Annotated in this window: 11 protein-coding genes; 7 read left to right on the top strand and 4 right to left on the bottom strand. The window is 70.3% G+C overall.

Annotated features, from left to right (window positions below; translation table 11 throughout):
* From Q0M60_RS11080 to Q0M60_RS11055, 6 genes are all read left to right on the top strand, one after another.
* Positions 1–642 (top strand): exodeoxyribonuclease III (locus tag Q0M60_RS11080; protein ID WP_296819300.1); only part of this gene is annotated, 642 nt, incomplete at its 5' end.
* A 64-nt stretch (positions 643–706) separates the two neighbouring features.
* Positions 707–1,591, top strand: coding sequence for a polysaccharide deacetylase family protein (locus Q0M60_RS11075; protein WP_296819298.1), 885 nt, complete (start codon positions 707–709; stop codon positions 1,589–1,591).
* Between the two features lie 49 nt (positions 1,592–1,640).
* Entirely contained in the window at positions 1,641–2,603 is a 963-nt protein-coding gene (locus Q0M60_RS11070) for a DUF459 domain-containing protein (RefSeq protein ID WP_296819295.1), read from the top strand.
* Positions 2,600–3,856, top strand: a complete 1,257-nt coding sequence (locus Q0M60_RS11065; protein ID WP_296819293.1) for a GDSL-type esterase/lipase family protein — start codon at positions 2,600–2,602, stop codon at positions 3,854–3,856. The genes Q0M60_RS11070 and Q0M60_RS11065 overlap by 4 nt, the downstream gene beginning before the upstream one ends.
* Complete coding sequence (locus tag Q0M60_RS11060) at positions 3,856–5,247, top strand: MBOAT family protein (protein WP_296819291.1); 1,392 nt, start codon at positions 3,856–3,858, stop codon at positions 5,245–5,247. The genes Q0M60_RS11065 and Q0M60_RS11060 overlap by 1 nt, the downstream gene beginning before the upstream one ends.
* Before the next feature lie 13 nt (positions 5,248–5,260).
* Positions 5,261–5,665, top strand: coding sequence for a hypothetical protein (locus Q0M60_RS11055; protein ID WP_296819288.1), 405 nt, complete (start codon positions 5,261–5,263; stop codon positions 5,663–5,665).
* On the opposite strand, the gene dxs is transcribed toward Q0M60_RS11055, so the two are convergent.
* Genes dxs through Q0M60_RS11035 form a run of 4 tightly spaced genes read right to left on the bottom strand, consistent with a single transcriptional unit; the run spans position 5,662 to position 9,120 of the window.
* Positions 5,662–7,572: a 1-deoxy-D-xylulose-5-phosphate synthase gene (dxs, locus tag Q0M60_RS11050; RefSeq protein WP_296819302.1), complete on the bottom strand. Its 1,911-nt coding sequence runs from the start codon at positions 7,570–7,572 to the stop codon at positions 5,662–5,664. The two genes, Q0M60_RS11055 and dxs, sit on opposite strands and share 4 nt — an antisense overlap.
* Before the next feature lie 35 nt (positions 7,573–7,607).
* The gene (locus Q0M60_RS11045; protein WP_296819285.1) at positions 7,608–8,516 is read right to left on the bottom strand and encodes a polyprenyl synthetase family protein; all 909 of its coding nucleotides are present in this window, start codon (positions 8,514–8,516) and stop codon (positions 7,608–7,610) included.
* On the bottom strand, positions 8,513–8,863 hold the full coding sequence (locus tag Q0M60_RS11040; RefSeq protein WP_296819283.1) for a tRNA-binding protein: 351 nt from the start codon (positions 8,861–8,863) through the stop codon (positions 8,513–8,515). Before Q0M60_RS11040 ends, Q0M60_RS11045 begins: the two co-directional genes overlap by 4 nt.
* A complete protein-coding gene (locus tag Q0M60_RS11035) occupies positions 8,860–9,120 on the bottom strand; it encodes an exodeoxyribonuclease VII small subunit (protein ID WP_296819281.1) in 261 nt (86 codons plus the stop codon). Before Q0M60_RS11035 ends, Q0M60_RS11040 begins: the two co-directional genes overlap by 4 nt.
* A 112-nt stretch (positions 9,121–9,232) precedes the next feature.
* Between Q0M60_RS11035 and Q0M60_RS11030 the strand changes: the two genes are divergently transcribed.
* Positions 9,233–9,676 (top strand): DUF2141 domain-containing protein, encoded by a 444-nt coding sequence (locus tag Q0M60_RS11030; RefSeq protein ID WP_296819279.1) that lies wholly within the window; start codon positions 9,233–9,235, stop codon positions 9,674–9,676.
* The last annotated feature ends 150 nt before the right edge of the window (positions 9,677–9,826 follow it).

Below are 9,826 nucleotides of genomic sequence, written 5' to 3'. Positions count from 1 at the left end.
GGCCTGCCGTACCTGCGCGTGCAGGGGCAGAAGGGCTGGCACGGCGTGGCCATCGCCTCGCGCTTTCCCATCGGTGACGTCGATCCGATCGCCGCCTGCCGCGAGGGTCACGCCCGCTGCGTCGGCGGGCGGGTGCAGGGGATCGAGCTGCACAACTTCTACATCCCGGCCGGCGGGGACGTGGCCGACCGGGAGCTGAACCCCAAGTTCGACCACAAGCTGGACTTCTACGAGAAGCTGACCGTCGAGATGGGCGCGCGTGACAAGCAGCGGCCGCTGGTGCTGGCGGGCGACTTCAATATCGCGCCTGGCGAGAACGACGTCTGGAACCACCGCTACATGTCCAAGATCGTCAGCCACACGCCGATCGAGGTCGAGACCCTGCGCCGGCTGCAGGCCGCCGGTGAGTTCTCGGACGTGGTGCGGGACCAGATCCCCGAACCGACCAAGCTGGCCAGCTGGTGGAGCTATCGCGCGCTCGACTTCCGCAAATCGAACCGCGGCCTGAGGCTTGACCACATCTGGACCTCGCCCGGACTGACCCCGGCGGTCGTGGCCGGCTCGGCGCGCATCCACGACGACTGCCGCGCCTGGGAACGGCCGTCGGACCACGCGCCGGTGACGGTGGACCTGGCTGCCTGACGGCTACGCCTGTCGCACGAACAGGGGAGACAGGCCCCGGGCGGGTGAGCGAAGGTCGCCGCGTATGGGGCGTCTGATCCTGATCCTGCTGGTCGGCGTGGGGGCCTATCTGCTCCCGCCGCGCGGAGAGTCCTGGCGGCTGACGCTGCCCGGATTGCTGCCGAGCGCGGCGGCCCAGACCTCGACGGAGTTCCGCGCCTCGGGCCCCTGCCCGACCCATCCCGCCTATCCGGCCGAGACCGAGGTGGTGGTCCTGCCGCACCAGACCGCGGGCTACGGCGCCATCCAGTACCCGCGAACGCCCCTGCCCCCGCGCACCATCGCCCTGACCTTCGACGACGGGCCGGACTGGCGGGGCGACCCGAGGGTGTTCGAAATCCTGGAGGAGCGGTGTGTGACCGCGACCTTCTTCTACGTCGGCCTGTGGGCCCGAATGCATCCGCACCTGGTCCGCGAGGCCATCGCGCGTGGTCATGGCGTGGCCAGCCACAGCTGGTCGCACCCGACCCAGCTTCGCTACTGGAGCGCGGCGGGCGCACGGACCGAGATCGACCGGGGTTTCAGCGCCCTCTACGAGGCTGCGGGCGGGGCTGAGAACGTGGAGCCCTTCTTCCGCTTCCCCGGCCTGAACGACAGCCCAGCGCTGAGGGGCTGGATGGCCGGCCAGGGGATCACCTCCATCTCGGCCGAGGGCGGGACCGACGACTGGAGGGGCCTGAGCGCCAGCGCCATCATCCGGCGCACGGTCGCCAACATGGAGGCCTCGAACGGCGGCGTCCTGATCCTGCACGAGACCCGGCCGGCGATGGTCCAGGCCCTGCCCGAACTGATGGACGAGCTGACCCGGCGCGGCTTCCGCTTTGTGCGCATCTCGGCCGGCGGCCGCCGCGCGGCCTACGTTAACCGTGTCTCGCAACCGGGCGGAGAAGGGACTCTGGCGACGCGCTGAGATCGGTTAGAAGGATTTCAGTAACTTCAAATCCGCTCGGGGGAGCGCAGTGGCGTCTGACGGAGAGGACCAGCAGCGAACGACGGGGAGGCCCCGGTTCGGCTCGGGCTTCGCGATCGGCGGGCTGATGGGCCTGCTGGGCGGGGTCGCGTTCGGCTGGTGGTCGGCGGGTGGCCCACTGCCCCAGATGCCGGACGGCTTCGCCTTCTCCATGCCCGAGGCGGTCGGGCCCAGCGCGCCGGTCGCAGAGCCTGAACCAGTCGCTGCGCCGGCCGTCGATTCCAACCAGGCGGCCCTGAGGGCGGCGCTTGCGCGTGGGGACGGCCTGACCATCGGCGTGTTCGGAGACTCCATGGCCGACGGCCTGTGGGCTGGCCTGTATCGCGAACTCCAGGACATCGAGGACGTGCGGCTGGTCCGCCTGAGCCAGCCCTCCACTGGTCTGGCCCGCTATGATTACGTCAACGTCCAGACGCGGACAGCCGAACAACTGGCGCAGCAACGGATCGACATCGCCGTCTTCATGATCGGCACCAACGACCGCCAGGCCATGCAGGGCGACGGCATGGTCCATCCCTATGGCGAAGCGGCCTGGCGCGAGGCTTATGGCCGCCGGGTCGACGGCCTTGCCGAACTGGCGCGCAGCCGCGGCGCGGCGGTCTATTGGGTCGGCCTGCCGCGGATGCGCTCGGAGCGGGCGGAAGCAGGCGCCGAACTGGTCAACGACATCTTCGCCGCGCGGGCCTCGGCGGGCGGCTTCCCCTTCATCGACACTGCGCCGGTGACCAGCGACGCCAACATGGAATACGCCGCCTATCTGCCCACGGGCCCGGGCGGCGCGCGCCAACTGGCGCGGGCCCAGGACGGCATCCATATGACAATGAACGGCTATCTCGTGCTGGCCCGGCCGCTCGAGGAGCGGCTGCGCGCCGATATCGAGGAGGCGCGCGCCGCGGTCGCCGGGCCGTCGGCGGCGGCGACCCCGCCCTCGGGACCGGCGAGCGACGCTTGATCGGCGCCGTTCTTGCGGCGGCGCTTCTGATGCAGCCGGGCAGTCCCGCACAAGGATCGACTCTGGAGCACGGCGAGCGTCTCGCGTCCGCCGCCCACACGCTGGCCGACCCAGCGCGGGAGCAGCCTTTCCACATCCTCATCCTCGGCGACAGCCACCACGCGGCGGATCACATCTCTGGCGCCTTCCGCGCGCGGCTGCAGGCCACGCACGGTCCGGCGGGGCGAGGCGTTCTGCCAGCGGCCCTGCCCTATGAGGGCTTTACGGTGCGGCAGGCGACGCTCGGCTTTAGCGGCGTGCGCGCCGTCCCGCGCCGGGACGGTGATCAGTCGGCCGGGCTGAGCGGCTTCGTCGGGGTCGCGCAGCCAGGCGCACGGCTGGACATCTCGACCGAGCCGGCAGCGGAGTTCGATCGGCTGACGGTTTGCTATCTCGCGGAGCCAAGCGCCGGGGTGCTGGAGCTCTCGGCGGCGGGTCAAACCCGGCAGGTGTTTGCCGATGCCCCCTTCCCGGAGCCCCGTTGCGAGCGGCTGGACCTTGCTGCGGCCGCGTCCTTCGGTTCGTTGGCGGTTCGGGACGCACGAATCCGGATTTTCTCCTGGGCGACCACCACGCGAACGGGAGGCGGAGTGACCGTCTCCAACCTCGGCGTCATCGGTGAGACTGTGCGCTCGCTCCTGTCGCGCGACGGCCGGGTGCTGCGGGCCGAGATGGACGCCTACCGGCCCGACCTGATCGTGCTGGCCTTCGGCACCAACGAGGGTTTCGAGCGCGACTTCGACGCGGCGGAATACGGCGGCAGCTATCGCGAGGCGCTGGCCCTGCTGCGCTCGGCCGCGCCGGGCGCGGCGATCCTCGCCGTAGGCCCGCCCGACGCGGCAATGACCCGGCCGGACCTCTATTACGACAGCATCGACCAGGCGATCGACTACTGCTTTCCGCTCACGCCCGATGAGCTGGCCAACTACGACGCCCTGGTCGCGGGGCGCGATACGGGGCTGGAGCGCTGGTACGCGCCGCCAGCGCTGGGCCAGGTGCGGGAGATCCAGCGCCGTGTCGCCGACGAGGCCGGCGTCGCCTTCTGGGACTGGGAGGCGCGTATGGGCGGGCCCTGCTCGGTCGACCGCTGGTTCCGCGAGGACCCGCCGGCGGCGCGGGGCGACCATGTCCACTTCAACCGGCTGGGCGGTGATCGCATCGGCGGCTGGCTGGCGGAGGACCTGCTGGCGGCCCTGCGTAGAGGAGCCGACTGATGCTCTTCCCGACGATGCAGTTCGGCCTGTTCTTCGTGGTGGTCTATGCGGTCACCTGGGGCTTCGGGCGCGACAACAACGCCCGCAAGTGGTTCCTGCTGCTGGCCAGCTGGGTCTTCTATTCGGCCTGGGACTGGCGGTTCGTGGCCCTGCTGATCTTCAGCGGCCTGATGAACTGGTGGGTGGCCGACCGGGTCAGCCGGACCGAGGAACGGCGCGCCCGCATCGGCTGGGTCGCGCTGGGCGTCACCCTCAACCTAGTGATCCTGGGCTTCTTCAAATACTACGGCTTCTTCGTCGAACAGCTGGGAGCCCTGCTGCTCCAGTTCGGCTGGGAGCGGGACCTGCCGCTGCTCGAGGTCATCCTGCCGGTCGGGGTGTCCTTCTTCACCTTCCAGGGCATCAGCTACCTGGTCGACGTCCATCGCGGGAAGACGCAGCCGGCGGATTCCGCGGGCGACGTGCTGCTGCTGATGAGCTTCTTCCCGCACCTGGTGGCGGGGCCGATCGTTCGCGCCTCGCACCTGCTGCCGCAGTTCGAGCGGACGCCCAAGCTCAGCAAGGACATCGTCTGCCACGGCCTGGTGCTGATCGCCTGGGGCCTGGCCAAGAAGACGGTGATCGCATCAGAGCTGGCCACCCGCATCGTCGATCCGGTTTTCTTCGATCCTTCGGCCTACGGGGCGGTGGACCTGATGGTGGCGGCCTACGGCTATGCAGTGCAGATCTACTGCGACTTCTCGGCCTACAGCGATATCGCCATCGGGGTGGCGGCGCTGCTGGGCTATCGCTTCCCCCGGAACTTCGACCAGCCCTACCGGTCCTGGTCGCTGCAGGAATTCTGGCGGCGCTGGCACATGAGCCTGTCGAGCTGGCTGCGGGACTATCTGTTCATTCCGCTGGGCGGCAGCCGGGGACCGGTCTGGAAGACCTGCCGCAACCTGCTCATCACCATGCTGCTCGGCGGCCTGTGGCACGGGGCGGCCTGGACCTTCGTGGCCTGGGGCGCGCTGCACGGCGGGGTCCTGGCCCTGGAGCGACTGTTCCGCAGGAACGCGCGGCCCGGCCTGATTGGCGTGATCGTCACCTTCCACGTCGTGCTGCTGGGCTGGATCCTGTTCCGGTCGGAGAGCTTCGCCTCAGCCCTGACCTTCCTGACGGGCCTGGGAACCCAGTGGAGCGCGCCGATGCTGGTTACGCCGCTGGTGGTCGCCCTGACCTTCGTCGGCCTGGCGATCCACTGGCTGCCGCGCCGGTCCGCCGAAGGCGTGGCGACGGTGCTCAGCCGGATGCCGTCGCCGGCGGTCGCGCTCGCCTTCGGCCTGGTGGTGCTGACCGTCGAGGCCATTCGGCCCGAGGGCATAGCGCCCTTCATCTACTTCCAGTTCTGACGAGGAGAAGGCGATGCTGTTCGACACCGACCCCGCCGACCTCGACCCGGAGGCCTTCGGCTACGCCCACCCCGACGAGGAGGAGCATCAGGCCGACGTGGCGCGCGGCTACACCAGCCGCATCATCGTCATGGCGACCCTGTTCCTGGCCGTGACCAACGCCGCCTCCCTGGTCAGCTGGGCCTCCACGCTGGAGCCGAACTGGGGCGGTCGCACGGTGCGCGAGCTGTCCGACGCCTGGGCCGGCCAGATGTCGGAGCTGGGACTGGACCGCTACCGCGTGGAGACCGAGCGCCTGTGGCAGGCCTTCGCGGACCTCCCGCGCGAGCGGGACATTCCGGCCACGCCGCCGCGTCCCGAAGGCGGCCCGGCGGACGCGCTGCCGCCGCCGGAGCCCGGGCAGGCGGCCCCGCGTTAGGCCCGCGCGGCGCGGCTCGCGTCGGCGCCCAGCGCTGTCATGGCGGAGCGGGCGATGCCCTCGGCGTCCAGGCCGGCCAGGGCGTACATCGCCTCGGGCTTGTCGTGGTCCTGGAAGATGTCCGGCAGGGTCAGGGTGCGGATCTTGAGGCCGCGGTCCAGCGCGCCCTTCTCGGCCAGCAGGTGCAGCACGAAAGCGCCGAAGCCGCCGATCGAGCCTTCCTCGATGGTGATCAAGGCCTCGTGCTCGCGCGCGAGGCGCAGAATGAGGTCTTCGTCGAGCGGCTTGGCGAAGCGGGCGTCGGCGACGGTCGCCGAGACCCCGCGCGCGGCCAGGAGGTCGGCGGCCTTGATGGTCTCGCCAAGGCGGGTGCCGAGGCTGAGGAGGGCGACGGTCGTGCCTTCGCGGACGATGCGGCCCTTGCAGATCTCCAGAGGCGCAGCCAATTCCGGAATCTCCACGCCCTCGCCGTCGCCGCGCGGATAGCGGAAGGCGCTGGGCCGGTCGTCGATCTCAAGGGACGTCGCGATCATGGCGGCCAGCTCGGCCTCGTCGGCGGCGGCCATCAGCACCATGCCCGGAAGCGCCCCAAGGTAGCCGATGTCGAACGATCCGGCGTGGGTGCAGCCGTCGGCCCCGACCAGGCCGGCCCGGTCGATAGCGAACCGGACGGGCAGCGACTGGATGGCCACGTCGTGGACCACCTGGTCGTAGCCGCGCTGGAGGAAGGTCGAATAGATGGCGCAGACCGGCTTGAGCCCGCCGGCCGCCAGACCCGCCGCGAAGGTCACCGCGTGCTGCTCGGCGATGCCGACATCGTATGTCCGGTCCGGGAAGGCCTGGCCGAACAGGTCGAGCCCGGTGCCCGACGGCATGGCGGCGGTGATGGCGACGATCTTGTCGTCGCGCTCGGCCCGCTTGATCAGCTCGGTGCCGAACACCTTGGTGTAGCTGGGGGCGTTCGACTTGGGCTTGGCCTGGACGCCGGAGACGACGTCGAACTTGACCACGCCGTGGTACTTGTCGGCCGAGCTCTCGGCCGGGCCATAGCCCTTGCCCTTCTTGGTCACCACGTGGACCAGCACCGGGCGGTCCGAGATCCGGGCGGCGTTCTTCAGGATCGGGACCAGGGCCTCCATGTCGTGCCCGTCGACAGGACCGACGTAGTAGAAGCCCAGCTCCTCGAAGAAGGTCCCGCCGGTGACCATGCCGCGGGCGTATTCCTCGGCCTTGCGGGCCGCCTTCTGCAGGGGCTCGGGGAAGACTCCGGCGACGGCCTTGCCGACCTTTCGCATCGACCGATAGGTCCCGCCCGACACCAGGCCGGCCAGGTAGGCGCTCATGCCGCCGACCGGGGGCGCGATGGACATGTCGTTGTCGTTCAGCACCACGACCAGCTGCTTGGTCGTGTCGGCGGCGTTGTTCATGGCCTCATAGGCCATGCCAGCGGACATGGAGCCGTCGCCGATGACGGCCACGACCTTGGCGTCCGACCCGGCTTTGTCGCGCGCGACGCAGAAGCCGAGCGCCGCCGAGATCGAGGTCGCCGCATGCGCCGCACCGAACGGGTCGTATTCGCTCTCGCTGCGCTTGGTGAAGCCGGACAGGCCCCCGCCCTGGCGCAGCGTGCGGATGCGGTCGCGCCGGCCGGTCAGGATCTTGTGCGGATAGGCCTGATGGCCGACGTCCCAGATCAGGGTGTCGGTCGGCGTCTCGAACACGTGATGCAGGGCCACCGTCAGTTCGATGACGCCAAGCGCGGAGCCCAGGTGACCGCCGGTGACCGACACCGCGTCGATCGTCTCCGCCCGAAGCTCGTCCGCCAGCTGCGTCAGCTGCGGGATCGACAGTCCGCGCGTGTCGGCTGGGCTGGAGACGGTGTCGAGAAGCGGGGTGTTCGGCATCAGGCAGCGCACAGGGGAGGTGCCGCCAGCCGGCGGCGTCAGGCCTTGCGGTCTAGCACGAAATCCAGGCTGTCCTTCAGCGAATCGGCGCTCGATCCGAAAATCTCGAGCCGGCCGCGGGCCTGGTCGCCGAGCATGCGGACGCGCTCGCGGGCCGCCTCGACGCCCAGCAGGGTGACGAAATTGGCCTTGCCCCTGGCGGCGTCCTTGCCGGCCGCCTTGCCGAGCAGATCCTCGTCGCCTTCGACGTCCAGCAGATCGTCGATGATCTGGTAGGCGAGGCCAAGGTCCTGGGCGAAATGGCAGAGCGCCTGGCGCTCGGCGTCGCGGGCGCGGGCGATGACGGCGGGGATCTCGAAGGCGTAGGCGATGAGCGCGCCGGTCTTGAGCCGCTGCATGCGGGCCACGGCGCCCAGGTCCTCGCGGCCGCCGAGCAGGTCGATCATCTGGCCGCCGGCCATCCCCTGCGCCCCCGAGGCGCGGGCCAGACGGGCGCTGAGTTCGGCGCGGATTTCGGCGTCGTCGTGGGTGTCCGGATGCGCCAGGATTTCGAAGGCGAAGGCCTGCAGGGCGTCGCCCGCCAGGATGGCGGTCGCCTCGTCATAGGCGATGTGGACGGTCGGCCGGCCGCGCCTGAGCGCATCGTCGTCCATGGCCGGCAGGTCGTCGTGGATGAGGCTGTAGGTGTGCACGCATTCCAGCGCGCAGGCGGCCCTCAGCACCGGGCGGTCGTCGATGTCGAACAGGCGAGCCGCCTCGAGCGCGAAGAAGGGCCGGATGCGCTTGCCGGGCCCAAGCGCCGCATAGCGCATCGCCTCGATCAACCGGGCTTCCGGCCCCTCGGCGCGCGGCAGCAGTTCGTCGAGGGCCACGGTCACCAGATCAGCCGCCTCGGCCAGCCGCGTGGCGACGCCGGACCTGCTCGAAGCCTTGGCGGCGGCGCTCAAAACAGCCGCCCGCCGATGGGCGCGTCGCGATCGACGTCGACCAGCACAACCTTGCCGTTCGCGTCGGGGAAGCCGAGCGTCAGGACCTCGGACATGAAGGGCCCGATCTGGCGCGGCGGAAAGTTGACCACTGCCGCCACCGGACGACCGATCAGTTCGTCGAGAGTGTAGTGCTCGGTGATCTGGGCCGACGACTTCTTCACCCCGACGTCCGGCCCGAAGTCGATGACCAGCTTGTAGGCGGGCTTGCGCGCCTCAGGGAAGGGCTCGGCCTTCACCACCCGGCCGAGCCGGATGTCCACCTTCATGAAGTCGTCGAAGCCGATGGTTTCGGCCGCCGCGCTCATTGGAAGTCGGCGGGCTCGGCCCGTTCGGCCTGACCGCCCGATCCGACGACGATCTGTTCGACGCGCAGGCGCGCGGCCTCCAGCCGCTTCTCGCAGTGAGCCTTGAGGGCGGCGCCGCGCTGATACAGGCCGATGGACTCCTCCAGCGGCGCCTCGCCGTGCTCCAGCCGGTCGACGATCTGCTCCAGCTCCTTCAGCGCGGCCTCGAAGGAGAGGTCGGCGACGCCGGCGGCGGGATCGGTGGGGGTGGCGCTCATGGCGGGCAACCTAGTCAGGGCGGCGAAGCGGAGCAATCACCCCCTGCTACGTTGACACGCAATATACTTTGCATCATAAAGTGCTTGTCCATGAGGTGAGAAGGAGATGATCGTGGGAGTGCGAGTTTCGACGGTCGCCGCAGGCCTGGCCCTGCTCGGCGCGGGCGCCGCCCACGCGGGCGACGTGACGGTGACGCTGGACGGAGTCCAGGCGCGCGGCGGCACCGTCTATGTGACGCTGCAGACCGAGGGCGAGTTCATGCAGCGCGCGGGTCTGGCCCAGCGCGTCGACAGCCCCCAGGCCGGTGCGGTGACCGTCACCTTCCGCGACGTGCCGGCGGGGGCCTACGCCCTGTCAGCCTTCCACGACGAGAACGGCGACCAGCGCATGCAGGCCTCTCCGATCGGGGTCCCGACCGAAGGCTGGGCCATGTCAAACGCCGACGCCCTGCGCGGCCCGCCGACCTTCGACGTGGTCAGCATCCAGATCGGCGAAGACGGTGCGGCCCTCAGTGAGACGATGCGGTACTGGGACGGCCAACCGCCGATGCGGTGACCTTCACGGCGCGGCCGGGGCGCGGGCCCAGGCCGCGTCGACGCGCCGCTGGAAGAGGGTCCGGGACTGACGCAGTTAGCCCAGGGGGGGGGGGGCGCGGGCCCCCCCGGGCCCCGGGGGGGTCCGCCCGGCCCAGCCCCCCCCGGGCAG

It is taken from the genome of Brevundimonas sp., assembly GCF_024711105.1.
Taxonomy (GTDB): domain Bacteria; phylum Pseudomonadota; class Alphaproteobacteria; order Caulobacterales; family Caulobacteraceae; genus Brevundimonas.
This window is presented reverse-complemented; position numbering and strand designations above follow the sequence as displayed.

Coding starts and splice junctions, on each gene's coding strand:
- Q0M60_RS11055 (WP_296819288.1), top strand. CDS start 5,261: ATGCTGTTCGACACCGACCCCGCCGACCTCGACCCGGAGGCCTTCGGC.
- Q0M60_RS11040 (WP_296819283.1), bottom strand. CDS start 8,863: ATGAGCGCGGCGGCCGAAACCATCGGCTTCGACGACTTCATGAAGGTG.
- Q0M60_RS11075 (WP_296819298.1), top strand. CDS start 707: ATGGGGCGTCTGATCCTGATCCTGCTGGTCGGCGTGGGGGCCTATCTG.
- Q0M60_RS11035 (WP_296819281.1), bottom strand. CDS start 9,120: ATGAGCGCCACCCCCACCGATCCCGCCGCCGGCGTCGCCGACCTCTCC.
- Q0M60_RS11060 (WP_296819291.1), top strand. CDS start 3,856: ATGCTCTTCCCGACGATGCAGTTCGGCCTGTTCTTCGTGGTGGTCTAT.